At 64.9% G+C, this 24,939-nt stretch carries 27 protein-coding genes; 17 read left to right on the top strand and 10 right to left on the bottom strand.

What is annotated here, in order from left to right; all coding sequences use genetic code 11:
- Nucleotides 1-69: 69 nt before the first annotated feature.
- The gene (locus AC1DW2_RS26815; protein ID WP_477007486.1) at nt 70-1,119 is read right to left on the bottom strand and encodes an ABC transporter substrate-binding protein; all 1,050 of its coding nucleotides are present in this window, start codon (nt 1,117-1,119) and stop codon (nt 70-72) included.
- 227 nt (nt 1,120-1,346) lie between these two features.
- On the opposite strand from AC1DW2_RS26815, the gene AC1DW2_RS26820 reads away from it, so the two are divergent.
- The 7 genes from AC1DW2_RS26820 (at nt 1,347) to AC1DW2_RS26850 (ending at nt 7,136) form a co-directional block, all read left to right on the top strand.
- Nucleotides 1,347-1,724 carry a hypothetical protein gene (locus AC1DW2_RS26820; RefSeq protein WP_063985842.1) on the top strand — a complete coding sequence of 126 codons (378 nt, stop codon included), beginning with the start codon at nt 1,347-1,349 and terminating at the stop codon, nt 1,722-1,724.
- Between the two features lie 133 nt (nt 1,725-1,857).
- Nucleotides 1,858-2,262, top strand: a complete 405-nt coding sequence (hisE, locus tag AC1DW2_RS26825) for a phosphoribosyl-ATP diphosphatase (protein WP_028147364.1) — start codon at nt 1,858-1,860, stop codon at nt 2,260-2,262.
- 134 nt (nt 2,263-2,396) lie between these two features.
- Nucleotides 2,397-2,999, top strand: coding sequence for a YqaA family protein (locus AC1DW2_RS26830; protein ID WP_081369120.1), 603 nt, complete (start codon nt 2,397-2,399; stop codon nt 2,997-2,999).
- A 122-nt stretch (nt 3,000-3,121) separates the two neighbouring features.
- On the top strand, nt 3,122-3,661 hold the full coding sequence (locus tag AC1DW2_RS26835; RefSeq protein ID WP_063985840.1) for a hypothetical protein: 540 nt from the start codon (nt 3,122-3,124) through the stop codon (nt 3,659-3,661).
- A gap of 27 nt (nt 3,662-3,688) precedes the next feature.
- Nucleotides 3,689-5,089 (top strand): aspartate ammonia-lyase, encoded by a 1,401-nt coding sequence (locus tag AC1DW2_RS26840; RefSeq protein WP_014491544.1) that lies wholly within the window; start codon nt 3,689-3,691, stop codon nt 5,087-5,089.
- 155 nt (nt 5,090-5,244) lie between these two features.
- Nucleotides 5,245-6,213: an NAD(P)H-dependent flavin oxidoreductase gene (locus AC1DW2_RS26845; RefSeq protein ID WP_014491545.1), complete on the top strand. Its 969-nt coding sequence runs from the start codon at nt 5,245-5,247 to the stop codon at nt 6,211-6,213.
- Between the two features lie 149 nt (nt 6,214-6,362).
- A complete protein-coding gene (locus AC1DW2_RS26850) occupies nt 6,363-7,136 on the top strand; it encodes a thioesterase family protein (RefSeq protein WP_063985839.1) in 774 nt (257 codons plus the stop codon).
- A gap of 421 nt (nt 7,137-7,557) precedes the next feature.
- Here the strand turns inward: AC1DW2_RS26850 and AC1DW2_RS26855 are convergent, their stop codons facing one another.
- Nucleotides 7,558-9,120 carry an AMP-binding protein gene (locus AC1DW2_RS26855; RefSeq protein WP_477007487.1) on the bottom strand — a complete coding sequence of 521 codons (1,563 nt, stop codon included), beginning with the start codon at nt 9,118-9,120 and terminating at the stop codon, nt 7,558-7,560.
- Between the two features lie 108 nt (nt 9,121-9,228).
- On the opposite strand from AC1DW2_RS26855, the gene AC1DW2_RS26860 reads away from it, so the two are divergent.
- The 7 genes from AC1DW2_RS26860 (at nt 9,229) to AC1DW2_RS26890 (ending at nt 14,937) form a co-directional block, all read left to right on the top strand.
- Nucleotides 9,229-10,194: an NAD(P)H-dependent flavin oxidoreductase gene (locus AC1DW2_RS26860; protein ID WP_354177710.1), complete on the top strand. Its 966-nt coding sequence runs from the start codon at nt 9,229-9,231 to the stop codon at nt 10,192-10,194.
- Nucleotides 10,195-10,364: 170 nt separating this feature from the next.
- On the top strand, nt 10,365-10,613 hold the full coding sequence (locus tag AC1DW2_RS26865) for a hypothetical protein (RefSeq protein ID WP_028147356.1): 249 nt from the start codon (nt 10,365-10,367) through the stop codon (nt 10,611-10,613).
- 131 nt (nt 10,614-10,744) lie between these two features.
- On the top strand, nt 10,745-11,452 hold the full coding sequence (locus AC1DW2_RS26870) for a hypothetical protein (protein ID WP_166104261.1): 708 nt from the start codon (nt 10,745-10,747) through the stop codon (nt 11,450-11,452).
- Between the two features lie 87 nt (nt 11,453-11,539).
- Nucleotides 11,540-12,220 (top strand): hypothetical protein, encoded by a 681-nt coding sequence (locus AC1DW2_RS26875; protein WP_354245115.1) that lies wholly within the window; start codon nt 11,540-11,542, stop codon nt 12,218-12,220.
- Between the two features lie 130 nt (nt 12,221-12,350).
- Nucleotides 12,351-12,572 carry a hypothetical protein gene (locus tag AC1DW2_RS26880; protein WP_477007488.1) on the top strand — a complete coding sequence of 74 codons (222 nt, stop codon included), beginning with the start codon at nt 12,351-12,353 and terminating at the stop codon, nt 12,570-12,572.
- A gap of 8 nt (nt 12,573-12,580) precedes the next feature.
- Nucleotides 12,581-13,048 carry a hypothetical protein gene (locus tag AC1DW2_RS26885; RefSeq protein ID WP_354245119.1) on the top strand — a complete coding sequence of 156 codons (468 nt, stop codon included), beginning with the start codon at nt 12,581-12,583 and terminating at the stop codon, nt 13,046-13,048.
- Nucleotides 13,049-13,050: 2 nt separating this feature from the next.
- The gene (locus tag AC1DW2_RS26890) at nt 13,051-14,937 is read left to right on the top strand and encodes a hypothetical protein (RefSeq protein ID WP_477007489.1); all 1,887 of its coding nucleotides are present in this window, start codon (nt 13,051-13,053) and stop codon (nt 14,935-14,937) included.
- 130 nt (nt 14,938-15,067) lie between these two features.
- Here AC1DW2_RS26890 and AC1DW2_RS26895 read toward each other — a convergent pair whose 3' ends face one another.
- Entirely contained in the window at nt 15,068-15,292 is a 225-nt protein-coding gene (locus AC1DW2_RS26895; RefSeq protein ID WP_014491555.1) for a hypothetical protein, read from the bottom strand.
- A gap of 226 nt (nt 15,293-15,518) precedes the next feature.
- On the opposite strand from AC1DW2_RS26895, the gene AC1DW2_RS26900 reads away from it, so the two are divergent.
- Nucleotides 15,519-15,800 (top strand): hypothetical protein, encoded by a 282-nt coding sequence (locus tag AC1DW2_RS26900; protein ID WP_014491556.1) that lies wholly within the window; start codon nt 15,519-15,521, stop codon nt 15,798-15,800.
- Nucleotides 15,801-15,937: 137 nt separating this feature from the next.
- Here the strand turns inward: AC1DW2_RS26900 and AC1DW2_RS26905 are convergent, their stop codons facing one another.
- The 5 genes from AC1DW2_RS26905 to AC1DW2_RS26925 all read right to left on the bottom strand — a co-directional run bounded on the left by AC1DW2_RS26905 (nt 15,938) and on the right by AC1DW2_RS26925 (nt 22,204).
- Nucleotides 15,938-17,875 (bottom strand): sensor histidine kinase, encoded by a 1,938-nt coding sequence (locus tag AC1DW2_RS26905; protein ID WP_477007490.1) that lies wholly within the window; start codon nt 17,873-17,875, stop codon nt 15,938-15,940.
- The gene (locus AC1DW2_RS26910) at nt 17,872-18,555 is read right to left on the bottom strand and encodes a response regulator transcription factor (RefSeq protein WP_354177703.1); all 684 of its coding nucleotides are present in this window, start codon (nt 18,553-18,555) and stop codon (nt 17,872-17,874) included. The genes AC1DW2_RS26905 and AC1DW2_RS26910 overlap by 4 nt, the downstream gene beginning before the upstream one ends.
- 944 nt (nt 18,556-19,499) lie before the next feature.
- A complete protein-coding gene (locus AC1DW2_RS26915; protein ID WP_477007491.1) occupies nt 19,500-21,413 on the bottom strand; it encodes a DUF2235 domain-containing protein in 1,914 nt (637 codons plus the stop codon).
- Between the two features lie 272 nt (nt 21,414-21,685).
- Nucleotides 21,686-21,937, bottom strand: coding sequence for a GCG_CRPN prefix-to-repeats domain-containing protein (locus AC1DW2_RS26920; protein WP_063985830.1), 252 nt, complete (start codon nt 21,935-21,937; stop codon nt 21,686-21,688).
- Nucleotides 21,938-21,961: 24 nt separating this feature from the next.
- Nucleotides 21,962-22,204, bottom strand: a complete 243-nt coding sequence (locus AC1DW2_RS26925; RefSeq protein WP_063985829.1) for a hypothetical protein — start codon at nt 22,202-22,204, stop codon at nt 21,962-21,964.
- 302 nt (nt 22,205-22,506) lie between these two features.
- Between AC1DW2_RS26925 and AC1DW2_RS26930 the strand changes: the two genes are divergently transcribed.
- A complete protein-coding gene (locus AC1DW2_RS26930; RefSeq protein WP_063985828.1) occupies nt 22,507-23,466 on the top strand; it encodes an AraC family transcriptional regulator in 960 nt (319 codons plus the stop codon).
- Between the two features lie 7 nt (nt 23,467-23,473).
- Here the strand turns inward: AC1DW2_RS26930 and AC1DW2_RS26935 are convergent, their stop codons facing one another.
- Nucleotides 23,474-23,704 (bottom strand): hypothetical protein, encoded by a 231-nt coding sequence (locus AC1DW2_RS26935; RefSeq protein ID WP_063985827.1) that lies wholly within the window; start codon nt 23,702-23,704, stop codon nt 23,474-23,476.
- Nucleotides 23,705-23,840: 136 nt separating this feature from the next.
- On the opposite strand from AC1DW2_RS26935, the gene AC1DW2_RS26940 reads away from it, so the two are divergent.
- On the top strand, nt 23,841-24,290 hold the full coding sequence (locus tag AC1DW2_RS26940) for a DUF6314 family protein (RefSeq protein WP_354177700.1): 450 nt from the start codon (nt 23,841-23,843) through the stop codon (nt 24,288-24,290).
- Between the two features lie 35 nt (nt 24,291-24,325).
- Here the strand turns inward: AC1DW2_RS26940 and AC1DW2_RS26945 are convergent, their stop codons facing one another.
- The gene (locus AC1DW2_RS26945; protein ID WP_477007492.1) at nt 24,326-24,628 is read right to left on the bottom strand and encodes a hypothetical protein; all 303 of its coding nucleotides are present in this window, start codon (nt 24,626-24,628) and stop codon (nt 24,326-24,328) included.
- Between the last annotated feature and the right edge of the window lie 311 nt (nt 24,629-24,939).

Genomic DNA, 24,939 nt, shown 5'->3' on the forward strand with positions numbered 1-24,939 from the left:
TCGAACGAGGTGAGCCCATATTCTAATCAGGGATCGCTCGCGAGATACAGCGGAAGCTGCGCGTTTTGCTCAGTTGATCAGCCGTCCCGCGACCGGCGGCAGGAACCGGTCGTCGAAGATATCGCCGGCCGCTGGCCGTTTGCGGAATTTGAAATCCTGCGCGATCTGGTCGATCGAGCGGTCCAGGCGCGCCGGGTCGATGCCGCCGAGGCCGTTGCGTTTGACCTCGTCGGTCAGGATGTTGTCGATGAGCACGCTGCGAAGGCGTTCCCGCTCGAGATCGCGGTCGCCGTCGTCGATCCGGCTCGTGGCTTCGTCCGCCGCACGGGCCGGCTCTTTGATGGTCGCGTTGACGCCGGCGATCAATGCGCGGAAGAATCCCTTCACGGCGTCGGGCTTCGTGGCGGCGAAAGCGGGGTTGACCACCACGGCGAAGCCGTAGGCCTCGCAGCCATAGTCGGCATAGCGGAGTACCACGAGATCGCCGCCGGGCACGCCGCGGTCGCGCAGGTTCACCGCCGAGAGATAGCTGAAGCCGGCGACCGCATCGACCTGGCCTGCGGAGAGGAGCGGCTCGCGGACCGCGGCGCTGATCTTGTGGAATTTCACTTGCGACGCGTTGATGCCGTTCTGCTGCGCCAGCGCCGGCCACAGCCGCATCGACAGATCGCCGTCGGCGACGCCGACAGTCTTGCCGTCGAGGTCAGGCAGCAAGTGAATGCCGCGGCTCCTGCGCGCGACGATCGCGTAAGGCGCGCGATTGAACAACACGAACACGGCTTTGACCGGCGCGGCATCGTCCTTGTCGCGAAAGCGGATCAGCTCGTTGATGTCGACGAGCGCGAGCTCGCTGTCGCCCTTGGCGACGCGCGCGAGCGCCTCCGGCGATCCGGCTGAGCTCTTGAAGGACACGTTGAGACGCTCGGTGCCGAAATTGCCGTCCTTCGCGGCGAGGAAGAACGGCGCCATGCTCGCATCGACGGGACGATCGAATGTGAAGTGGATCGCAGTGGACGGCGCAGCAGTCTCGGCCGCGCTGACGTCGCGCGCAGCCAGCGCGGCAAGCGAGATTGCAATGGCCAGCAGGCCGCGAAGGGCGATCGTCTTGAATGCAAACATCAGGCGCGCCGGTCCCGCATTGTTGTGGTTTCGTGACGCTCGCAGCGCCGGCCAGTGACGAGCCTGCGCGCGCCAACATGAACGGCGGATGAGCGGGGGTTGCGTGATCATGACGCAACCCCGTTCAGCTTCTGTTGGGGTTCGGGAACCCAACATGGGCTGCGGGTGTTTGAAGGACATGAGCCTGTCGTCAGGCACCATTCGAGGTCCCAAGGAGGGTCCAGGACATGTTTGACCGATTTTCGAGATTTGCCGGCCGCAAGGCCGTCTTTGCCACCGCCGCGGTGCTGGCGCTGACCGCGGTCGCCCCGACCGCCTCATACGCAGGCGGCCGCCACTGGCATGGCGGTGGTGGCGGCGTAGCGGCTGCTGCGGCCATCGCCGGCATCGTCGGCACCGGCCTTGCGATCGCTGCGACCCGTGACGCCTACGCTTATGATTACGGTCCGGGTCCGGGTTATGGCTATTACGGCGGCCCTGCCTATTACAGTGGCCCCGCCTACGGTCCCTACTACGGCCCGGGCCCGAACTACCAATATCAGCGCTATGGCGGCACGGCTCCGTCGGAGCTCTGTGGCCAGGGCTACATGCAGAACTGCTACTAGCCTTGGCTACCAAGTCCTTGGCTACCAAGTCTTGACCACAACGGGCCGTCGCGCTTGCCGCGGCGGCCTGTTTTTCGCTTTTAACCCTGCGCGTTAACGCGCTCGCCATTGGTTTAGGGTAGTTTTGAGTACCATGAGTGATTCGCTTGAGCGGCTATATCTGGCTGTGCTCGCGGCCAAGGATCTTGATCCGGCAACATCGCGTACCGCCCGGCTGTTTCAGCGTGGGCCATCCAAAATGGCGAAGAAACTGGCCGAAGAAGCCATTGAGGTCGTCATCGACGCGGTCAATGGCGATAGCGAGGCCGTGATCCGGGAAAGCGCCGACCTGCTCTACAATCTCACGGTGCTCTGGGCCTCGGCCGGCGTGCGCCCGGAGGATGTTTGGCGCGAGATGGCGCGGCGGGAAGACATGCTCGGCATTGCCGAGAAGCTGCCGAAGTCGCCGATGAAGCTGCCCAAAGTCGCGTCACCGCGCGTTGCCGCCAGGCGGCCAATTGTCGCGCTGGAAGGGCGCGTCTCGCGCAAGCGCCACTAAAGGCGCGGTGAAACCGGCGCCAAGCGTCATCGCGCTTTAGGTTGTTGTTTGGGCGCGATCTTTCGGAAAACCGCGACACACTGTTCCAGATCACGCCAAATCGTCACAAAACTCGCGATGGACAAATCCGTCCCATGGTGCTTCATCGCGGCGCCATGCTGAAACGTATCTACGACTGGTGCATCGACGCCGCCCACAAGCCCTACGCGCTCTGGATCATGGGAGCCGTGGCTTTCGCAGAAAGCTCCTTCTTTCCGGTCCCGCCGGATGTGATGCTGATCCCGATGTCGCTGGCGCGCCCGCAGCGCGCCTGGCTCTATGCCGCGGTCTGCACCGCGACCTCGGTGGTGGGCGGTCTTCTGGGCTACGCCATCGGTGCGCTGCTGTTTGACTCGGTCGGCCATTGGCTGATCCAGGTCTATGGCCTCGGCGATAAGGTCGATGCCTTCCGCGCCTCCTATGCGGAGTGGGGCGCGGTGATCATCCTGCTCAAGGGCCTGACGCCGATCCCCTACAAGCTCGTCACCATCACCTCGGGCTTTGCCGGTTACAATATCGGCCTGTTCATCCTGTGCTCGATCGTCGCGCGCGGCGGCCGTTTCTTCATCGTCGCGATCCTGCTCAACCGCTATGGCGACTGGATCCGCGTCAGGATCGAGAAGCATCTCGGTCTCTGGGTGGCGCTCGGCGCCGCCGTGCTGGTGCTCGGCTTCGTCGTTGCGGTCAAGCTGATCTAGGGAATGATCCGGACCCGAAGGGCCGCCTCAGCGCAACGTGTGAAGCCGTTCTCCGCAAAGATCATGTTCGCTCAATAACCCCGCGCTTTGCCGCCTCGCCGGGTTCGGCTACGGTTGCCGTCATGATGGTTCGATCCGGCAATCCGGTCCTCCGACCGGGGACGCTGATATTTGCAGTGCTTTCGCTCCTGCTCGGTGCCGGCGGCACCGGCTGGCCGCAATCCGCGCCGCCGGCGCTCGGCTTGCAGGAGCAGGGACCGCAGACCGCGCCGCCGCCCTCGACATCAGCTCCTTCGTCGCCGCCGGCGCGCGAGGAAAATCCCGGGCTGATCAACGAAATGGGCAAGCTGTTCGACAAGCTGCCCTCGATCCTGCCGCCGATCAAAAGCCCGAGCGAGACCATGAACGACCTGTCGCGGCTGGCGACGCCGTCGGCCATGGTGTCGGGGCGCATGGCCTGCCCCGCCTCGTCGAATGGCGCGCCCGACTGCAAGCAGGCCGCCGACCAGCTCTGCCAGAGCAAGGGCTACAAGGAAGGCAAGAGCCTGAACGCCGATTCCGCGGAAAAATGCTCGGCCAAGGTTCTGATCCCGGGCCGGCAACGCAAACCGGATGACTGCCGCACCGATACCTTCGTCACCAGCGCGCTGTGCCAGAACTGAGGACGTAGCGCCAGCAAAGGAGCGCCCATGAGCCGCACGGAGCAGGACTTCCTCGGACAGCGCGAGATCGCCGACGACATCTACTACGGCGTCCAGACCATCCGCGGGAAGGAGAACTTCCACATCACCGGCATTCCGATGAACCAGGAGCCTTACTTCGTGAAGGCGCTCGGTTACGTCAAGAAGGCTGCCGCGATGGCCAACCGCGACCTCGGTGCGGTCGACGCGAAAGTTGCGGACGCGATCATCCAGGGCTGCGACCGCGTCATCGCCGGCGACATGATGGATCAATTCGTTACCGATTTCATCCAGGGCGGCGCCGGCACCTCCACCAACATGAACGCCAACGAGGTGATCGCCAATCTCGCGCTGGAATCGCTCGGCTTCAGCAAGGGCGACTACCAGCACGTCAGCCCGAACGACCATGTCAATTACGGCCAGTCGACCAACGACACCTATCCGACCGCGTTCCGGCTGGCACTGATCCTGCGGCTCGAGAGCTACATGACGGCGCTGCGCCAGCTCCAGGAGGCCTTCTTCACCAAGGGCCGCGAGTTCGAGCGCGTGCTGAAGATGGGGCGCACGCATCTTCAGGACGCCGTGCCGATGTCGCTCGGCGCCGAATTCCGCGGTTGGGGCACCACGATCGGCGAGGAGGTCGACCGCATCTCCGAGGCGCGCGCGCTGCTGCGCGAGATCAATCTCGGCGCCACCGCGATCGGCACCTCCGTCACCGCGGCTGTCGGCTATCCAAAACTTGCGGTCCGGCATTTGAGTGCGCTGACCGGCGTCGACTTCATCCTTGCCGGCGATCTCGTCGAGGCGACCTCGGACACCGGCGCCTATGTGCAGCTCTCCGGCGTGCTCAAGCGCACGGCGAGCAAGCTGACGAAAATCTGCAACGACATCCGCCTGCTGGCCTCGGGCCCGCGCGCCGGCTTCAACGAGATCAACCTGCCGCAGCTCCAGCCGGGCTCCTCGATCATGCCGGGCAAGGTCAACCCTGTCATCCCCGAGGTGGTCAACCAGACCAGCTTCCTCGTCATCGGCCTCGATACCACGGTGACGCTCGCCGCTTCCGCCGGCCAGCTTCAGCTCAACGTGATGGAGCCGGTGATCTCGTTCGCGCTGTTCTTCTCGATCCGCACCATGGAGCGCGCGGTCAACAGCCTGCGCGAGAATTGCGTTGTCGGCATCACCGCCAACGAAGAGCACACCCGCAACATGGTGCTGAACTCGTTGGGTATCGTTACGGTGCTGAAACCGCTGCTCGGCTACAAGCAATGCGCGGAGATCGCGCGCGAGGGCTACAAGAGCGGCAAGTCGCTGCACCAGATCGTGGTGGTCGAGCGCAAGCTGCTGACGCAGGAGAAATGGGACGAGATGTTCTCGTTCGAGCGGCTGATCAATCCGGATCTGATTGGGTGATGCCGCCCGCATTTGCGTAGCGAATTCCGCATGTTGGAATTGCGGTAACGGCATCCGCCACGGCGTCAAAACGCAATACTTGACAGTGGAAAGATTGCCTTGTTGGTATGGCCTCCAGCTTTCGATTTGCTCGCCACCAAAGGATCGTTTCGCCTATGTCCATGCCTGCCTTGTTCAAGGGGCGCCTGTCGATCCCCGTGATCGGTTCGCCGCTCTTCATCATCTCGGTGCCCGATCTCGTAATCGCGCAGTGCAAGGCCGGCGTGGTCGGCTCGTTTCCGTCGCTGAACGCGCGGCCGCCGGAGCTGCTCGACGAATGGCTGGCGCGGATCACCGAAGAGCTCGCGGCCTATGACCGTGCCCATCCCGACAAGCCGTCGGCGCCGTTTGCGGTGAACCAGATCGTGCACAAGTCGAACAACCGGCTCGATCACGACATGCAGCTCTGCGCCAAGTACAAGGTGCCGATGATCATCTCGTCGCTCGGCGCGCGCGAGGAGCTCAATCAAGCGGTGCACGGCTGGGGCGGCATCGTCTTCCACGACGTGATCAACCAGAAGTTCGCCCACAAGGCGATCGAGAAGGGGGCCGATGGTCTGATCCTGGTTGCGGCCGGCGCCGGCGGCCACGCCGGCACCATCTCGCCGCTGGCCTTCGTTGCAGAGACGCGAAAATGGTTCGACGGCCCGATCGCGCTGTCGGGTGCTATCGGCAACGGCAAGGCGATCCGCGCCGCGCGCATCCTCGGCGCAGACTTCGCCTATATCGGCTCGGCCTTCATTGCGACCAAGGAAGCCAACGCGGTCGAGAAATACAAGGAGATGATCGCGGGCTCGACGGCCGACGACATCGTCTACTCCAACCTCTTCACCGGCGTGCACGGCAACTATCTGAAGCCGTCGATCCTCGCGGCCGGCATGGATCCGGAAAACCTGCCGACGTCCGATCCGTCCAAGATGAACTTCGGCACGGATGCCTCCGGCGAGCGCGCCAAGCCGAAAGCCTGGAAGGAGATCTGGGGTTCGGGCCAGGGCATCGGCAGCGTCGACGGCATCATCCCCGCCGCCGATCTGATCGCGCGCTTCAAGAAGGAATATGACGAGGCGATCGACCCGCCGCTCTAACCGCTCTCGTGTCCCGGACGCGCTGCAGCGTGCAACGCTGCTGCGCGGAGCCGGGACCCATCGCTGCAGCAGATGGACCCCGGCTCTGCAGCGCGCCGCTTACGCGCTGCACTGCGTCCGGGGAACGCCAGCCGAGATATCGTGCAAACATGACCGCCATTTACCGCGTCGACGGCAACAACGTCGTCACCAGCCCCAATGCTGCCGGTCCGTGGGACCGGCGCATGCAGCACGGCTCGGCGCCGTCTGCGCTGGTGACGTGGGCGGCGGAACGCATTCCGACGCCGGTGCCGATGAATGTTGCGCGCGTCACCATCGACTTGATGCGCCCGGTGCCGGTGGCGCCGCTCACGATCGAGAGCGAGGTTTTGCGCGAGGGGCGCAAGATCCAGCTCTGCGAGATCAAGTTGTTCGCCGACGGTGTTCAGGTCGTCGGTGCCACCGTGCTCAAGATCAAGCGGCAATCACAGCCGTTGCCGGACGACGTCAAGGAGTTGCCGGTCACGCTGCCGTCGCCCGAGGACTCGCTGGTCGAGGACGGCCATGGCGCGACCAGTCCGTTCGCAGGCATGGTCTCGATGCGCGCCGCGCGCGGCCGCTTCGGCCAGGCCGGGGCCGGCGCGATCTGGTTTCGCCTCGACCACCCGCTGGTCGAAGGCCAAGCGGTCTCGCAGGCGATGCGCGCCGTGGTCGCCGCCGACTTTTCCAACGGCACCGCCTCGACGCTCGACTTCCGTGCCTGGACCTACATCAATGCCGACCTCACCGTGAACCTATCGCGCCAGCCGGTCGGCGAGTGGATCTTGCTCGACGGCGAATCCTGGATCGGTCCCGACGGCGCCGGCCTCGCGATGTCGCGGCTCGCGGATCGTCACGGCTATTTCGGCCGGGCGGTGCAGAGTCTGGTGATCGAAAAGCGGTAAGCGTGTCGGCAAGCGCCGTGATCGCTCCTTGCGCCGATGGAACGGCAGACTTCCGCCGCCGCGGAAGGGATGCCCTGGTCGCGAACCTCTTCTTGTCCGGAGGTCTCTGTTCGACGCCAGCGTCCTGCCAGTTCAGCTGCCGTAGACGATCTTGATCTCCCACAGCAGGACGATGATAGCCGTGATCAACGTGATCGCGGCCAACGCACTTTCCAAGGAAGCGACTCTCATTTGATACTCCGCTTCCCAGCCCCGTCAGCGGTCTAGTTGATTCGTTGATTCGCCCGCAATTGCGCGGACGGCGTGCCTGAAAAGTCCCTTCCGAGCTGTTGTTCGCGGGTCACAGCGACCCGTAGAACCCCGGGGTCCGGCCGCGGGAATACGTGCGGTGCTGCCTGCTACAAGTTGCAGATCGGGATGACTACCCCACCAACCGGTCCCGTCCGCTCCAGAAGCCTGCGCGCAGCACCTTCTTGTCGACCTTGCCGACGCCGGTCATCGGCAGCTGCTTGACGAACTGGATCTGCTTCGGTGCATGTGCCGAGCCTTTTCGCGTCCTCACCAGATTGATCAGCTCGTCCGGATCGGGCTGTGCCCCCTCACGCGGCACGACGATGGCGGTGACGGCTTCGCCCCATTTCTCGTCGGGAATGCCGACGACCGCGACCATCGCGACATCCGCATGCTGCGACAGCACGTCCTCGACCTCGCGCGGAAAAATGTTGAAGCCGCCGGAGACGATCATGTCCTTCTTGCGGTCGAGGATGAACATGTAGCCGCGCTCGTCCTTGCGCGCGACGTCGCCGGTGTGGACCCAGCCATTCTTCAGCGTCTCGGCTGTGATGTCAGGCCGCTTCCAGTATTCGGCCATGGCATGCGGCGCGCGCACGCAGATCTCGCCGGCTTCGCCCGTCTTCACTTCCTGGTCGTTGTCGTCCAGGATCCTGACCTCGCAGGCCGAGATCGGGAAACCGCAGGACAGGAACAACTCCGGCGTTTTTGGATCATGATCCGCCTTGCGCAGCACCGAAATCGGATAGCATTCGGTCTGCCCGTAAAGCTGCGAGAACACCGGCCCAATGCGTTCGATGCCCTCGACCAGCCGGCTCGGCGACATCGCGGAAGCGCCATAGAGCACGAGCTCGAGCGAGGACAGATCGGTCCTGCTCAGCGCGGGATGATCGAGCAGCACGTAGATCATGGTCGGCACGAACAGCGTAAAATTGATGCGCTCGCGCGCGATCGTCGCCAGCACCGCCTCGGGATCGAAACCCTTCAGCATATGCACGGTGCCCCCGCGCATCAGGGTCGGCACGACTTTCGTGCCGGCGACATGGCTGATCGGGGCAACCGCGAGGTAGTGCGGGGTGTCAGGGATCTCGAAGTCGGCGAGGATCGCGGCAGCACCCCCGGCGTTCTCGCGGTGATAGCGCAGTGCGCCCTTGGATTTTCCGGTCGTGCCACCGGTGTAATTCAGCGTGGAGAGATCGTCGGGGCCGGCGAAGCAATGCGCGCTGGCATGGCCTTCGATCTCGATCGCCTGCAGGAGGTCGACGCCATAGTCGGCCGGTCCCGTGGTGAAGACCGCCTTGAGCCGGCTCGCACTCGCGGCGAGCTCGCCGCCGCGATCGCGGAAGGTGGCGGCATCGACCACCAGCATCTCGGCCTCGGAATCCTCGAGCTGGAAGAGCTGGTCTGCCCGCGATCCCAGCGGATGCAGCCAGGTGACGCAGAGCCTGGATAATTGCGCGGCGACACCGGCGCACCAGGTGTCTGCACGGTTCGCGGTGAGAAATGCGACGCGCGCGCCGGGCTGCAAGCCCAGCCGCATGAACACGGCCTGGATGCGTCCGATCAGGTCGATGGTGCCCTGATAGCTCAGCGATCCACCGGGCCAGGCGAAAGCGGTGCGGCCGGGATAGCGTGACAGTGCCCGCAGCGTCTGCGCGCAAGTCGGGGACGATGCGTGGAGCGGATCGGACATATGTTTCCCCGTTGCTTTGTCATCGGCTTTTGACGTGCCAATGTTTGCGCGCAACGCTAGCACAGGGAAGGCGGGATGGAACGACAAAGCCCGCGCAAGGAGGCGTGAGTGGCATCCGATCGACTGCAACACTTCCGTGATCGTCTCGCTCTGCCTCTGATCGCGGCGCCGATGTTTCTGGTGTCGGGCGTCGAGCTCATGGTCGCGGCCTGTCGCAATGGCGTGATCGGCAGCTTCCCCACCGTGAATTGCCGCAGCACGGAACAACTCGAGGCGTGGTTCACCGAGATCGAAACGCGACTGCGGCAACACGAAGATCACACAGGTCGTAAGGCCGCGCCGCTTTGCCCGAACCTGATCGTGCATCGCTCCAACGCGCGGCTGGAGCAGGATCTCGCGGTGCTGCTGCGACACAAGCCGGAGATCGTCATCACCTCTGTTGGATCGCCCGCGCCGGTGTTGAAGCCGCTGCACGATGCCGGCGCGCTGGTGCTGGCGGACGTGGCCTCGATCCGCCACGCCCAGCGCGCGGCGGAAGCCGGCGCCGACGGGCTGGTGCTGCTCACCGCGGGCGCAGGCGGGCAGACCGGCTGGCTCAATCCGTTCGCTTTCGTCCGCGCGGTGCGCGCATTCTTTGACGGCATCATCGTGCTCGCCGGAGGGATCAGCGACGGCCGCGCGCTGCATGCGGCTGGAGTCCTCGGCTGCGATCTCGGCTACATGGGCACGAAATTCATCGCGACGCGCGAGAGCATGGCGGACGAGCGCCACAAGGACATGCTGGTCGACAGCAGCGCCGACGACATCCTGCTCACCACCGCGTTCACGGGGTTGCAGACCAGCATGCTGAAGCCGTCGATCGTGGCTGCGGGCCTCGATCCCGACGATCTGCCGGCGCGGGGCGCGATCGACATCGGCAAGGACATTGACGTCGACGCACGCGAAAACCGCCCGAAACGCTGGCGCGATATCTGGAGCGGGGGACACGCGACATCGGGCGTGACCGACGTGATGGCGGTCGACGATCTCGTGGCGCGGACCCTTGCCGAATATCGCGAAGCGGGCGGGCGGTAGGCGGCGTCTTTCCCCTCGCCGCCGCTTGTGGGGGAGGGAGAGGAGGAGCCGTCGCTCCCGATCACAGTTAATCGAGCGCTCCTCCGCGGCCCCGTACTTAACGGCAGATTAACCAACGCCCGCCAAGAATCCCCCTCACGGCCGCCAATCAGGACCGAGAGGGACAGGCGATGGACTTCGATTTTCTCAATAGCAAGACAGCCGCGACGCTGGACGAAATCCGGGTCCGCGTGGCCCATGCTCTGGCCCGTCATCCGCTGTGCCGCAACGTGCGCTTCGACATCCTCAGCGTCCCCCGCACCCGCCGGGGCGGCAATTGGACGGTGACGCTGCAATCGGTCGAGCCGCGCGCGGTCTGGGAGGCCTCCGAGATCGTCGCCGACATCCAGGATGCCTACGACCTGGCGCTAGCTGCCTGATTTCCTTGAGATTTCGGGGCATGTCGCCACAGTCCGCGCGATTGCCGTCGCGATGGCTCGGTTAAGCCTTATTTACCGCCCAGTTTCCGGGCACTCGTCACGTGGACTTGAAGCTGGGCCTGGAGAGACGTTTGTCCAAAGCTATCACCATCGTCGTGCTGACCTGTTTCCTCGTCCTCGGCGCCGCCACCACCGCCATCCTCGGCCGTGACAGCGTGCCCAGCGTCAGCGCGGAGATGATCACGCAGGCCCCGCCGCCCAAGCAGCTTTCGACAAATCGCGCCGCCAAGGCCGACCGTCTGGTTCCGACGCTGGCACTGGCCTCGGCCGCGATCGATCCGGTCCAGGTCTCTGCCGACAAGCTCTCACAGGCGCCGGTGCTGACCGAGCCGCTGCGCCAGGCGTTTGCCGCCGCGACGCCCGCCGATTTCCCGATGCCCAAGGCGAGTGTGCATGAAGCGCCTGCCGCCGCAGAAGCTCCCGTCGAAGCTCCGGCCAAGCCGAAGGTCGCCGCCAAGCCGCAGCCGCAGAAAAACTATTCGTTGCTGTCCGACGTGCAGATCGCAGGCATCAGGGATCGCCTGAAACTATCGTCGTCGCAGGAATATTACTGGCCCTCGGTCGAGACCGCGCTGCGCAATGTCGTCCGCAAGATCTCCGCGAACAAGCTCTCGAATCCGAACGCGCCGGGCGTGCCGATCGATCCGAACTGCGACGAGGTCCAGCAGTTGAAGTCGGCCGCAATGCCGCTGCTGTTCCAGCTGCGCGAGGATCAGAAGGAAGAAGTGCGCAAGCTCGCCCGCATCATCGGGCTCGAAAAAGTCGCGCAGCAGATCTGACGCGTAAGTTCCTCCGGGAACTGCGCCCTGCATCGGGAACATCCGGCAATCGACAAACGTTGCCCGCTCCAAAGAGGGAGTGGACCAATGCGCGCCTCGACAGCTTATTTCGTCGGTGCAGGAACGATCGTCGCGGCCATCGCCATTGGTCTCGGTGGCGGCATCGTCGCCGGCAATATCATGAATCCGGTCGCGCCCAAGCTGGGGCCGGACACGAGCAAGATGGCGCAGCGCGCTGAAGCTGCCAAACCCGCGATGACGGACGCGCCTTCCGAGCGCTTGCAATATCTCACCGGCTCGCAAGCCTTCGGCGCCATGATCGCCGCGCCGGCACAGGCCAAAGCCGAACCCGCAAAGTCCGACACGCAGGCGAGTCACGCGAACGCCGAGCCGTCAGCGCCGCAGCCTTCCCAGGCGGCCGCGGCCGAGCCGCCCAAGCCGGCGGCACCGGCATCGCCTCCGCAAGTCGCAAGGCCTGCCGAGCAGCAGGCATCGACAGAGCCGCCATCCTCACCCGACAACGCCTATGCCAAGGCGAGGGATTCCGACGTGAAGCGCGCCGCGTCCGAACGGCGCCGCATGGAGCGCCGCGAGCGCTGGGCCGAGCGCCGGCACTACGATCCCCGCGAGCCGCGTGGCATGCGCGACCGCACCGATTGGGATGACGTCGCGCGCAACATCCGCGAAGATTCCGATGCGCGCGATGTCGCGAGCCGGCCGCGCGGCGGCTTGCCGCAGATCAGGCTGTTCGGGTCCGACGACGATTAGCGCCGATCCCCGCCGTCGCGCACGCGATCGTGAGCGACGGTTCGTTCTGCGGACGCGCTTGCCTCGAATTTCAACTTCCAGACGATCTCCGTTCAATGCATGATTGGCGTGGCTAGCCAAAGGCCGCGTCATGGGCGTAGCGCTGTTAGCTTGGGGTCGCTTCTTCGCGCCGGACCGCGAAGGCGTCACCGTGCCGACGCCGGTTGATAGAGCCGGCATTGCCTGGCTGCTCTACCTTCTCCCGCGACACGCGCGGAATCGCGGTTTCACCGCGCTGCAATTGCCCTCGAAGGCGGACGGCGGGGCGGCCTTCTCGACTGACCTCACTTATCTCGCATTGCAAACCTTTTAGAGGTTTCCATGTCGATACATCTGTTGTGGACGTCCGCGGACAGTCTCATCGTGGCCTTTGCACTCGCATTCATCGTTCCGCAACGGCATGTGCTGTCGCTCATTCTGATGTTCGGCGCTTGCGATGCACTGGGTTCCGCGCTCGGCGTCACGATGCCGGTCGCGGGCGGGCTCGCAGCGATCCTGTTGATCGCGTGCGGCGCATCGCTGGTGGTGCGCCACCCCATCACGCAACGTCTTTTGAATGCGCCGGGCTGGCTCTATGTGCTGCCACCGCTGCTGGCGATCGACAATCTCGTGTCGCGCTCGCCTGATGCGCCGGCCGTTGCCGCACTGTCGAGTGCGATGATGGCCGGGCTTGGGTTTGCCTGCGGAGCCGTCGTGTCGCGCGGGTGGCGCGCAGGCTTGCGCGACGTACGACCGCTCGCAGCGGCTTGCCTGATTGCGGCCGGAAGCCTCCTCGCTTACGGAGCCTGACTATGGTCGCCTCCGTCACGACCCGCAGCTACGACCGTGCCCGTACCGGTACGAACAATTCCGAGACGGTGCTGACGGCGACCGCCGTCCGCACCAGGGGCATCATCAAACTCTTCAGCCTTCCGATTCCCGACGATCCCAGGCTCGAGGCGCAGCCGCTGGCGGTCGGTGGCTTGCACACAGCCGATGGCAAGACCCGCGACCTGATCTTCCAGGCCAGCATGGGCAATTGGGTCTATGCATTCGACGCTTTGACCGGCGAGAAGATCTGGGCGACCAACTTGGGGCGTCCCATCGTCGGAACGAGGGCGATCGACGGCCACATGACCAACGTCCATTGGGGCATTCTCTCGACCCCGGTGATCGACGAGGGGGCGGGCATTCTCTATGCCTGCGCCTGGATCAGCGACGACGGCAGCGTCGCCAAGGGGCAACATTTCCTCGCGGCGCTGCGGATCCGCGACGGCTCGAAGGTGCATGGGCTGCTGAACTTGGAGGGCGCGGTCTACACGCCGCCGAACGGCCTGCCGGTGCAGAAATTCGTCTCGGCCCAGCGCAAGCAGCGCAGCGCCCTGACGCTGACGCGGAACCACGTGCTGATTCCCTTCGGCACGATCGCCGAGACGTCGAAGACGGCGCGCGGCTGGCTGCTCGCGGTCGACGTCCATGCCTGGCGGCTCGCTGCGTCGTGGTGCTCCACCGTCACCGGCTCCGGCGGCGGGCTGTGGCAGAGCGGGGCCGGCCCGGCCCTCGCTCCCGACGGTTCAATCTACGTCATCACCGGCAACGGAGCGTTCTCGCCGCAGCATGGCGATTTCGGCGAGAGCATCGTGCGGCTCGCCTTGCACACCGGGAGCCATGCGCATTTCGAGGTCATGTCGTGGTGGGCGCCATGGACCGACGCCAACCGGGTCGGCGCGGCCGCGGACGCAGCAGCCGCCGACGACAATGACGAACTGGCGTTGCCGTCGAACGTTTCCCTGCCCTCCGTGATCGCGCATGCAAGGCGCATGGGAATGCCGCTGAAGCCGCGGTATGCGCGCGAGATGCCACATGTCGAGGTCACCTCGGGTCGCAGTGCAACCGATGCGCAGATCGCGCCGGTCGTGGCGCATCACATGGAGGCGATGAACGAGTCGATGTGGGGCGACCAGGATTTCGGTTCCGGCGGTCCGGTCTATGTCGCCTCCGCCCATGCCATTCTKGCCGCGGGCAAGGACGGCATCCTCTACACCGGCAATGCCAATGCGCTCGGCAAGACGCAGCCGGGCGAACTTGCGGCCGGCCATTTCGCGGCGAACTACAACAGGCTTCGCATGCCACCGATCCTGTACACGTATTTCGATCCCGCCGTGCCGCCGGCGCCGGCGTCACCGATGGAGCTGAACGTGTTTCCCGGCGGCGCGACGCGGCATCTGCATGGCACGCCGCTGCTGTTCCAGTCCGCCACCCACGGCACCATGCATTTCGTCGGCGGCGAGAACAGCGCCTTGCGGGCATGGTCGATTGCGGCCGACGGGAGAACGACCTATCTCGCCGGGGGCAACGAGATCGCCTCGCCGCAATCGCCGCGTCCGCCGGGCGGCATGCCCGGCTGGAGCATCACGCTTGCCGCCAACAACGGCACCGACGGCATCATCGTGGCGATGGTGCCCTATCAGGACAGCAACATGATTCTCAGTCCGGGCCGCTTCCTGGTCTACGACGCGCAGAACTTCGCCGCCAATCCGGATGGCTCCAAGCGGCTCCAGGTGATCTGGGACAGCGAGGACTGGGGGCCGGAGCACGCCTTCATGCATCCCAAGTTCAACCGTCCGATCGTCTGGAAAGGCCGCATCTATCGCCCGACCTATGACGGCCGCATCGACGTCTATGGCCTGACGAACTAGCTGCTGTCCCTCTCCCTTCTTCGCGGGAGAGGGTGGCTCGCGGCAGAGCGTCTCTGCTCTTGGTGTGTCGAGGCAACTCTCATCCGCCTTGCCATCGGCAAGGCACCTTCTCCCACAGGGGGGAAGAAGATCACCCGCCGTGCGACTCCACCACCTTGCGGCAGGCGTCCGAGAGCTTTGTCTTGTTCTCGCGCAGGCAGGCATTCATCTGCGGCGGCTTGCCGATATGTTCGGCGCAGAATTTGCCGGCGTCGCCACGGCAGGCCATCTGCTCCTGCGGCGTCGGACCGGATTGCGCAGCGGCGGGCAGGATGGCGGCAGCGAGCAGCAGCGCAGCAAGAACTGAAGTCTTCATGAAATACCTCTTTGGGATTGTGACGGGTCCCGCTGGGATCGGGTGAGCCGGACCATCTCGCGAAGGTCCGTTGCCGGTCCATGCCATGTTCATGGCATCGGCTCGCTCGGCGCACCCCCATCTTCATGGCATGTATCCGCGCGCCGTCTTTTGCCATTCAGGCTGCACGTCGGCTGCGAAACCCGGTGATTGCATCGGGGCGCCGAACGGGAAGCAGGAGAGCAAGATGTCGAAAAACGTGGGAGCGCTGAGCGCCGGGCTGACGGTCATGATGCTCGCGGGCGCGGCGATGGTGTCGCTGGGCACGAGCCCGGCGCAGGCGGTGGTCTATTGCAAGACGGTCGGCGTGCCCAAGGGCTGCGTGGTGCGGCCGACCGGGGCGGTGGTGGTCGCGCCGGCCGCCGCGGTCGCGGTGGCGACGCCCGGAGTCGGCGCGCCCGGCGTCGGCGTTCGTGCGGGGACGCCGATGAATCGCGGAGGCCCGGTCAATCGCGTCGGCGTGCGCTGACGATCTCGTTTGATTGAGTTGATTGCATCGCTTCGGGCGAAAGGATGATCTGCGGACGAACCCCCCGTCCTCCGCATGACGATAATCCGGCCCGTTCCCTCTCTCCGTGCGTCCCACACGTTCGGGGAGGGGGCTTTTCAGCCCGTGGCGGCGGCGTCGCTATCGGGAAAGGTTTTCGGCAGTTGCAGCCGTACGCGCGTACCCGAGGAATCCGAGGCCAGATCCAGCACCGCGCCGCAGCGCGCGGCGCGGCTTCGCATGTTGCGCAGACCCCGCGCGGTCTGGCCCGCACTTTCGGCTTCGCCGTTGCCGGACAGGGCAAAGCCCTTGCCGTCGTCCGCAACGCTGATCATGCCACGCGGCCCGTCGCCCTCTCCTTGGCCATCGTCGAGCGTCTCGATGGTAACAACGATATGGCGCGCCTGCGCGTGCTTGACCGCGTTGGTCACGGCCTCGTCGAGGATGCGCACGATCTGGATGACGTGCCATGGCCGCAGTTCGGGATGCAGCGGCAGGCCCTGCGGCGTCGCCACGTGCCATCCGAGGGCGACGTCGTGCGGCCGTAATTGTGCTGCCGCGCGCTCGCGCCAGGAGCCGAGCGCAAGCATCAGGTCGCCGCCGATGTCGTCCATGGAATCGATGACGAGGCGAAGATCCTTCAGCGCGGCGCGCGCCGCATCCGTGATGGTCGCGCCCTCGTGTCCGCGCTCGGAGAGCGCGACGATGCTGACGAGCTGACCGCCGAGGCCGTCATGCAGGTCGCGCATCAAGCGCGTGCGCTCGTTGGCGAGTGCGGCGGCACGGGCGCGCTCTTCTTCGCGGGCGAAGCTTGCCTTCAGCCGCTCCTCGGCCTCGCGCACGCGTGCGATGAGCTGGCCGGCGAAGCTGTCGACCTCGTTGAGCGCGCGGGCGAAGCGCCAGGTCAGTCCGGCGCCTATCGCCACCAGCATCGCGGAATAGGACAGCCGCGTGACGAAGGTGCGATCGTCCGGCACGAACTCGAACGCCGAGAGCATGTCGTGAAACCAGCAGGTCAGCACGATGGTCACGGCGCAGCCGAAGGTAAAGCTCGCCGCGTCCTGCCGCCTGATCACCGCCCACGTCAGGATGACGACCAGCAGCATCAGGCACAGGCCCACGGTCGGCACGCCGAGGAACAGGAAGGTGATGCGCGGGATCGGCTGGCCCGCAAAGAGCCCGACCAGCAGGATGACGAGCCCCGGCGCGAACAACAGCAGCCCGTAGCGCGGCCAGCGCCAGCCGAAGAACAGCACCGCGAACGTCACGACCAGCGCGCTCTCGATCGGCGCGGACGCCAGCAGGATGGCGGCCAGCCGCGGATAAGGCGCGGGTGGCAGCGGCGCCGGCGCGAAGGCCTGCATCGCGCCGACGAGCATTCCTGCCGCCAGCACGCCATAGACCGGCTCGCGGCGTCGCATCAGCCACATGATGGCGAGGATCACCGCCAGCAACGATTGCCAGGCCGAGAACACCACGGGCAGCGTCACGAACAGCAGCGTGCGCGTCTCGTAGGCTCCCCGCAGGCTTTCGTCCGGCCCGACATAGACGGTGTCGAGGAAGCCTCGCAGCGGACCCCACACCAACAGCCGCACGGTGATGGCGTTGCTGCCATCGCGCAGCAGCGACGACGGGATCACTGTGATCTCCGGCGTGTTGCGGTCGGGCCGGTTGGCGGTGGGATCGCGCCGAGAGTCCAGGATCGCGACGCCGTTGACCGCGACCTCCACGCCATTGCTGAAGCGCGGCAGAAAGACCGACCAGGCCGTGTTTGCCGCATCGGGCTTGAAGACGAACGTGCCCGAATAGAGCGGCGGGTCCTGGAGCGCGTAGCGCGACGACGTGAAATGCGGCAACGTCACCGCCCGGGTCGTGCCGTCCTCCCGCAGCGAAAATTCGCTCACGGCAAAATCGTCGGGGTCGCTGGGCTGGAGCAGCCGCAGCCCCTGGATGGTGACGATCACGATCAGCGCCTGGAGCAGCAGATAGGGCACGAGGCGCGCCGCGATCAGCCGGCGCCGCGGTCGCGCAGGTGCTTTCGCCGCGATCTCGCTCACAGCTTGATTAGGCCCTGCTGCACCGCCTCGAACACCGCTTCGCCGCGCGTGTGCACTTCGAGCTTGCGATAGATGTTCTTGATGTGGCCGGGCACGGTCTGCCTGGACAGGCCGAGATGGCTCGCGATCTCGGCGTAGCTGAAACCCTTTGCGATGCCCCAGAGGATATCGATCTCGCGCGGGGTGAGCCGTGCGGTGTTGAGCACGGGACCCCGCGGCGGCTCGGCCGAACTCGGCGCGGCGCCTTGCGTTCTGCGCACGATGAAACGGGCGATCGAGGCCGAGATCGGCGAATGGCCGGCGACCAGATCGCGCACGGTGGTGGCGATGTCGGTCGGGAAGGCGTCCTTCAGGAGATAGCCGGTGGCGCCGACCGTGATGGCCGAGATCACGCTCTCCTCGTCGCCGAGCGCCGAGATCACCATGATCTCGGTGTCGGGAAAGCGCTGCCGGGTCTCGCGGATCAGCTCGATGCCATGGCCGTCGGGCAGCCGCAGATCGGTCAGCAGCACGCGCGGCGCGCCGCCGTTCAGGGCCTGACGCGCCTCACCGAGCGTGGCTGCGCTGCGCACCTTGTAGCCGGCCTTGACCAGCGCATCCTGGAGCCGCCAGCAGGTCGGCGCGTCGTCCTCGACGAGGAGGATGGTGATGGCCTCACCCGTCTCGCCCTGTTCGCTCATGTTCATCGTCCCGCACCGCGTGTCCCCCGCGGCGCGAGGCCAAGTTTAGCTGCGGCGCGGACGCCGCGACACCCATAATCATGGGGGCGTTGTCACTCTTCCGCTCCGGTGTGGCCGGCGCCTACTGCTTTGCCGCTGCCGATGGCGTCGGCGGCGCGGGCAGACGCTGTACCGTGATCCGCGCCGTGCCGCTGTTGTTCTTGTAGTATTGTTCGTCCGGCCCGAAATAGTCGGCGTATTTTGCCGGGGCCAGCCATCGCAGGAAGCCCGGGACGATCTGCACGGCGTCGTTGACGTAGAAGAACAGCTCGCCGGAATCAGGTGCGGTGAATTCGGCCACCATCCGGTCCGCAAGTTTCTGCGTGTCCCAGACCTTGCGTGCCGACTCGTCTGGCGGAAGCGCATCGAATGTGCCCATCTTCGCGATATCAGCCTTGAGTTTCGTCAGCTTCGCCGCATCGTCCGTGCTCGATTCCCCAGCGTTTTCGATGCGGACGGGATATCTGTTTTTTGGCTCATCCTGAGCATTTTCCTCGGGGAGGGTCGGGTCAATGCGGCGCGGCAGTTCATCTGCCGACATCACGTTCATGGCCTGCAGCGGCTGATCGTTCAGGCCCTTCTCGCCGACGCGTACGACCGGCTGGAACCAGTCCGCGCCGAGCAGTCGCCGGGTCGGGAGAGCGAGGTAGTGGTGGTTTTCGTAGGTCTGGAATCCGTTGACGCCGGTCATGATCGTGCGGTCGAACCAGCGTTGGTCGATATCGATCCAGACCCGGTATTTGCGGCCCTTCTCCACGGCGAGCCTGCTTGCCCAGCAGAACTGGTTGACGTTGAAAAGCTCGGTCGCAGGAAGCTCGTTGTCGCCCACCGGCTTGGCTGGCGGAATGTCTACCGCGACGTTCACTCCCTTTCTCTTCGCCTCTGCGGCTTTTGTTTCCGGGGTTTCACAAACCTGTCCGGTCGCGACGCGCCAGGTGAAGAAGCTGCTCGAGGCGATCAGCAGGGCCGCGGCGTAGATGACGACGATGGAGACGATGGGAAAGATGATCTTGGTGAACGGAAAGCTCATCCACCGTGCATTTCGCTGCATCAAACCGCCAAACCTGAACAACAAACTCATCCGGCTCAGGTTTTTTGCGCTCGCCTTCCGTTCCGGCCGACCGCGCCCGCTCCTGGATGCCATCACGCAGCGAGGCGTTGATGCTCCAGACCCACCACGTGACCAGCACGACGAGTGAGGTCGCGACGGGATAATAGAGTGCGATATTGAGCCATGGCCCCGCATAGGAGGGCAACACGTTCTTGAGCAGGTTCGCGTCGGAGCCGAGTATAGCGCTGAAACCCCAGTCGATGTTGCTGACAAAATCGCGCAGGCTCTTGCCGGATGTATCTATGATTTTGTGGGCGATCCACGGCCAGGCGACAATGATGCCCGTCATGATCAGGAGCGAGAAATAGGCCACGCGTCGCCACCACACGGCGCCGCGCGCCAGATTCGCCATGTCCGCGTCTGGCGCTTTCATTCCAGTGAAGGCGTCGGATTCCTCCTTGCTGATCGGGCGCCTCGCTTTCTTCGCGTAGGCGTCATGCATGGCCTGGTGCGCGCCGTCATTGGTGAGCTCCCTGATGCTTGCGTCGGGCATCAGCACCCGCGCGTTCGCCGGCAGCATGATCGGCGCATAATCGTCGCATCCGAACAGCATTCGTTCGACCACGGCGAAGTGAACGACCGGTTTGCCGCCGTTCACATCGCCTTCGAGGATCGGCCGCGGACCGTAGCGGTAAAGCACGGCGGCGCCGCTGCGTGAATCGTGCTTTGGCCCGATCGCCGATTGATACTCGCGGAAACGCTCGATCGTGCCGTTCTGGAAGCGCAATTGGCCACCGAGCTGCTCGGTCATCCAGACCAGCGGAACGAAGGAGAGGGTGGATTCCGGGTAACCGCCGCCAATGTCGGAATGGACGCCCGCGAACCACACCTCCTCGACAGTCTGGTCATTCGCTAGACGGCTCTGGTCGATCCGCAGCGGATGAAAGGTGGTGCGCTCGTCGTCGAGCGCGAGCGCGTGACAGATGTGCTTCGCCTTGCGCGAGGGCCGGTGATTGCGGAACGAAATCGGCCAAATTGCCCAGTCGATCGCGACGCGCAGCTCCTCGATCGGTACGCCGAAAGCCTCGACCGTGTCGAACAGCCCAAGGAATTCGATCTTGACGTTCTTGCGGCCGGCCATGGCCTTGCGGACCGTGCAATAGGAGCGGTGCCCGCAGACGAAATGGTAGATGATGAGCAGCAGGTCGCGAATCCAGCGCGTAATCCAGATCGTCGGCAGGCTGCGATAGCCCACCGATTCCTTGCGGTATTCCCGCCATGCGGACATGGCGTTGCGCTCCATCTCGGCATGCGAGACCGGCTCGCCCTTGATTTCCGCCGGCACCAACCCTTGGCTCGCGATCAGCGCCGCCAGCGTGCGCGCGGTGAAGGCGCCGCGGCTGAAGCCGAAGATGTAGATCTCGTCGCCCTCGCGCCAGTTCCAGCACAGGAAGCGGTAGAGCTTGCGGACGTTGGAGGGAACGCCGATGCCGGTGGCGCCGTCGATGGCTGCGAGCGGCGCCCAGCCGGCGGTGCCGACACCCTTGATGTAGTGGGCGATCTGGTCCGGCTGGGTGTGGTCGAGCGCTTCATAGAGCCGCCAGACGCTGGATTCCTGGGCGGTGAACGCGTTGCCCGTGCCGTCGGCGAACAGCACCAGCTTGCGCTTCGACAGGGTGGTGGCGGTCGGCCCGCCGGCGCTTGCATCGTCATGCGTGTGCTTGGGTCTGGCAGAATCGCCATTCTGCGCGCCATCATGGTGGGTCATGGGGCCCCTCTGGCAATCGACGGTGAAGCACTTCAGGCCGGAGCCGTTCAGTACTCCACGATTTCAATCAATGGTTGCGTTATGAAAACAGGTGCATTCTGTGCATAGTCCCGTTGAGGTAGCAAGCGGGATCGCGCCGCCGCCCTGCCGCGGTCGGACGCCGCGGCATGACGGTTACGAAAACGTTTGGTCTTGCTGGTGCCGGTGGCGAGAGGCGCGATGTCGGCGGACGCCTCTCCCCTGCGAGCGGGGAGAGGCGGAATGTTCAGCTCCTACCTGCCATTGCCGCGGCAAGCGCCGCCGGGGCCGATATGGTAGCCGCGCGGGCAGGCATGCGCGGCGGGGTTGGCGTAGTTCCTGAGGCAGCCGCCATAGGGGCCGCGGTGCCAGCCGGGGCCGCAGCCGCCGGCGACCGCGATGACGTCGCCGTTCGCGGCTGCGTTGAGCAGGGTGAGCGGCATGGCCTGGGCAACGCCCGTGATCGCGCCGAGCGTGAGAGCCGTGGCAAACAGGGTGCGTATCATGTCTTCCTCCCGAATGCCGTTGCTTCAATGGCCGGCGGCGAACGCGATGCCGGCGCGTACTTCGGCGATCGCCTGGTCGATCATCCCGATCGCCTTCTCGCGATGACCGCCCTTGTTCGGCTCTGCCTTGCCGAGCTCGGCGCGGGCCGATTGCAGGATCGCGATGGCTTCGTCCATGTGCGGCTGCGCGCCAAGCGCGTAACCGATGCAGAGGCTGGTCGCGATGGCGCCGCCGAGCACGAGGCTGCGGGGTAGAGAGGTTCGCATGTCGTTGTCTCCTCCAGCGGGCGTCAGGCTGGGGCCGCCCGTTTGCCCGGATGCAGTCCCGTCTGTGCCGGGATGCCGCATCCGCGGCCTGAATAGGGCCCGCCTGTGCGGGGCGTCTTGGACTGACCGGCGCCAGCGCCGTCGCAGCTTGGACTGACCGGCGCAGCTTGATTCACGTTGGCGTGCTGATAGCTTGCGGTATGCTGGTCTTCTGCGGGCGTCCGTTTGGCGTGCGAGGTTCAGCGAGCGCCAAGTCTTTTTTTGAAGAACTTAGAAAAGCCATTCTCGAAAAGTCGTTCTCGATGTCCGTCATCAGGAAGTCGCTCTCGACCGAGATGCTGCCGCAGGACTTGTCCGACCGGCAGCGCTTCATCCGCTTCGCGGAGCTGTTCGAGCATTTCTCCAACACCGGCGAGCTCGATCCGGCGTCCGACGTGCCGTTTCGCGCCACGATGAACTCGATCCATATCGGCACCACCATGCTCGGCCGTTGCGACGGCAGCTTCGTCACGGTCCGGCGCGAGAAGCGCCAGGTGATCGAGACCGGCGACGACCGCTTTTGCCTCGCGCGCAACACCGGAGATCTTCCGTCTCAGGTGATCCATCGTGGCCGCGAATTCACCATGCGGCCGGGAGCGATGGTGCTGCTCAAGCTGGACGAGCCGTTCTTCGCGGCCGACGGCGCGAGCCAAAAGCGTTTCACCAACGTGCATCTGCCGGTCGATACGCTGCGCGCGATGGTCGCCGACATCGACGATCTCGTCGGCTGCGAGCTCGAGCCCGGCGGCGCGCTGTCGCTGGCGATGGATTACAGCGATCTCCTCCTCCGCAATCCCACGGCCGCCGACGAGGCCGGCATGGCGATCGCCGGCCATCTGCTCGACCTTGCCGCGATCGGTCTCGGTGCCCGCAGCGATATCGCCACTGCCGCGCGACGCGGGGGCCTGCGCGTCGTGCGGCTCAAGGCCGTGCTGTCGATTCTTGAGGCGCGCTTCCACGAGCCGGGTTTTTCCGCCCAGAAGCTTGCCGCCGCCGCCGGCCTTTCCGAGCGCTACGTCAACGAACTGCTGTTCGAGGCCGGCGCCAGCTTCACCACCCGCCTCACTGAGCTGCGTCTGCGCAAGGCCGCCGACCTCCTGGCGCACCGCGAGGGCCGCATCAGCGACATCGCCTTTGCCTGCGGCTTCAACGATCTCTCTTATTTTAACCGCTGCTTCCGCAGGCGGTTTGGGTTGACGCCGACCGCGGCGAGGGGGAAGTGAGAGAGCGCTAGGTCTCCACCCGCGGCGGCGGATAGCGGCGCGCCAGCGCCGACAGCGGCAGGTGCCGTTCGCCTTCCGGCAGCTCCAGAAAGGCCAGCACTTGCGGCCGCTTCCAGTCACCGATGCCGAAATCCATCGCCATCCATTTCTGCGGCTCGGGGCCCTCGAGGCCCCGGACCCAGACGAAATAGCGGGGGAGGTCGTCGGCGTCCGCTTCCGTCGTGCGTCTCCTGGCCATCAAAGCTGCTCACTGCATCACCATTTCGTTGCGGTAGGATATAGGTATCGGCTCGCCGAAGTCGAACTCCCGGCTGCGGGTCCTGTGAGGCTGGACCGGTTGGTTGATGTGCAGGTCTGAAGATATGAACGAAGTCATGATCGATTTTTGGGGTGACGCCTCGGACGTCACGAAAAAGCTGATCGGCTCGTGGTCCTTCGACCGTGTCATCGAAGGCCAGGCTACGATGCAGGGTATCGCGATCTTCACGCCACTGGACGGGGGGCGGTTGGCCTATCGTGAGCAGGGACATCTGAAGCTCGCGAACGGCACCATTGTGCAGGCCGAACGCGAATACGTCTTCAGCAACAGCGACGGAGGATTCAAGGTCTTCTTCAGGGAAGATCCGCCGCGGCTGTTTCACGAGATTTCACTGTCCGCATCTTCCGGGGGAGAGCTGAGCGGACGTGCGAGCCATCTTTGCAAGCACGACGACTATCAGTCGGCCTACATGTTTCGGCCGGATGGAACGTTCGTCGTCCGTCATGTCGTATCGGGTCCACGCAAGGACTACACGATGAACACGACCTACACGCGTCTCTCGTGATCAAGCCGGGGCGATGGCGACGGCCGTGCCGCCTCTCACCGCCAGAGCTCACTCTCCGCCATGCGGTTGATGTCGGCGAGCCGGCGGTCGGCGTCGCCGTGAAGATCGATGCTCTCGACCAGCGTTAGCAGACGCTGATATGCGCCATCGGCGATTTCGACCGGCAGCGGCTCCTCGTCAAAGGCCTCGACATAGCTGCCGACGAGGCCGCTCAACAGGCGGCAAAGACCGCGCTGGGCGGGATCGTCCCGGCCGAGCGTCTCGAGCTTTTGCTGAAATGTCCGGAAGGTGCGCAGGCCGTGGTGCTGTTGCGAAAGCCACGTATGCAGGTCGTTCATGTGAGCTCCTTCGAGTTACAGAAGAAGCTACCGGTTTATACAGGCGGGATGTGACGATTGGAAGGGGAGGGAAATACCGGATTCGTTGATCTAGTCCGCCTTCGCCAAGGCTTCGGCGGGACAGCCTTCCCTGCTTCGCATGGATAGACTGGAGCCTGGCTCGCCCAGCCGTAGCTGCGAAGCAGCGAAGGCTGGTGCCCCTGGCCGGCAATCGTTTATTATCGTAACCATTTGAATCTGAAACCAATTTTATTGTCGATTGCTGCCGATACCAGCACAAATACCAGCAGATGGCCGCGCTATTACCAGGT

It is taken from the genome of Bradyrhizobium sp. P3_C3 (assembly GCF_056402655.1).

What these genes read in the sequence shown, in the direction of transcription:
- AC1DW2_RS26815 (WP_477007486.1), bottom strand. Translation starts at nt 1,119, where the DNA reads ATGTTTGCATTCAAGACGATCGCCCTTCGCGGCCTGCTGGCCATTGCA.
- AC1DW2_RS26820 (WP_063985842.1), top strand. Translation starts at nt 1,347, where the DNA reads ATGTTTGACCGATTTTCGAGATTTGCCGGCCGCAAGGCCGTCTTTGCC.
- hisE (WP_028147364.1), top strand. Translation starts at nt 1,858, where the DNA reads ATGAGTGATTCGCTTGAGCGGCTATATCTGGCTGTGCTCGCGGCCAAG.
- AC1DW2_RS26830 (WP_081369120.1), top strand. Translation starts at nt 2,397, where the DNA reads ATGGTGCTTCATCGCGGCGCCATGCTGAAACGTATCTACGACTGGTGC.
- AC1DW2_RS26835 (WP_063985840.1), top strand. Translation starts at nt 3,122, where the DNA reads ATGATGGTTCGATCCGGCAATCCGGTCCTCCGACCGGGGACGCTGATA.
- AC1DW2_RS26840 (WP_014491544.1), top strand. Translation starts at nt 3,689, where the DNA reads ATGAGCCGCACGGAGCAGGACTTCCTCGGACAGCGCGAGATCGCCGAC.
- AC1DW2_RS26845 (WP_014491545.1), top strand. Translation starts at nt 5,245, where the DNA reads ATGTCCATGCCTGCCTTGTTCAAGGGGCGCCTGTCGATCCCCGTGATC.
- AC1DW2_RS26850 (WP_063985839.1), top strand. Translation starts at nt 6,363, where the DNA reads ATGACCGCCATTTACCGCGTCGACGGCAACAACGTCGTCACCAGCCCC.
- AC1DW2_RS26855 (WP_477007487.1), bottom strand. Translation starts at nt 9,120, where the DNA reads ATGTCCGATCCGCTCCACGCATCGTCCCCGACTTGCGCGCAGACGCTG.
- AC1DW2_RS26865 (WP_028147356.1), top strand. Translation starts at nt 10,365, where the DNA reads ATGGACTTCGATTTTCTCAATAGCAAGACAGCCGCGACGCTGGACGAA.
- AC1DW2_RS26875 (WP_354245115.1), top strand. Translation starts at nt 11,540, where the DNA reads ATGCGCGCCTCGACAGCTTATTTCGTCGGTGCAGGAACGATCGTCGCG.
- AC1DW2_RS26880 (WP_477007488.1), top strand. Translation starts at nt 12,351, where the DNA reads ATGGGCGTAGCGCTGTTAGCTTGGGGTCGCTTCTTCGCGCCGGACCGC.
- AC1DW2_RS26885 (WP_354245119.1), top strand. Translation starts at nt 12,581, where the DNA reads ATGTCGATACATCTGTTGTGGACGTCCGCGGACAGTCTCATCGTGGCC.
- AC1DW2_RS26895 (WP_014491555.1), bottom strand. Translation starts at nt 15,292, where the DNA reads ATGAAGACTTCAGTTCTTGCTGCGCTGCTGCTCGCTGCCGCCATCCTG.
- AC1DW2_RS26900 (WP_014491556.1), top strand. Translation starts at nt 15,519, where the DNA reads ATGTCGAAAAACGTGGGAGCGCTGAGCGCCGGGCTGACGGTCATGATG.
- AC1DW2_RS26910 (WP_354177703.1), bottom strand. Translation starts at nt 18,555, where the DNA reads ATGAGCGAACAGGGCGAGACGGGTGAGGCCATCACCATCCTCCTCGTC.
- AC1DW2_RS26915 (WP_477007491.1), bottom strand. Translation starts at nt 21,413, where the DNA reads ATGACCCACCATGATGGCGCGCAGAATGGCGATTCTGCCAGACCCAAG.
- AC1DW2_RS26920 (WP_063985830.1), bottom strand. Translation starts at nt 21,937, where the DNA reads ATGATACGCACCCTGTTTGCCACGGCTCTCACGCTCGGCGCGATCACG.
- AC1DW2_RS26925 (WP_063985829.1), bottom strand. Translation starts at nt 22,204, where the DNA reads ATGCGAACCTCTCTACCCCGCAGCCTCGTGCTCGGCGGCGCCATCGCG.
- AC1DW2_RS26930 (WP_063985828.1), top strand. Translation starts at nt 22,507, where the DNA reads ATGTCCGTCATCAGGAAGTCGCTCTCGACCGAGATGCTGCCGCAGGAC.
- AC1DW2_RS26935 (WP_063985827.1), bottom strand. Translation starts at nt 23,704, where the DNA reads ATGGCCAGGAGACGCACGACGGAAGCGGACGCCGACGACCTCCCCCGC.
- AC1DW2_RS26940 (WP_354177700.1), top strand. Translation starts at nt 23,841, where the DNA reads ATGATCGATTTTTGGGGTGACGCCTCGGACGTCACGAAAAAGCTGATC.
- AC1DW2_RS26945 (WP_477007492.1), bottom strand. Translation starts at nt 24,628, where the DNA reads ATGAACGACCTGCATACGTGGCTTTCGCAACAGCACCACGGCCTGCGC.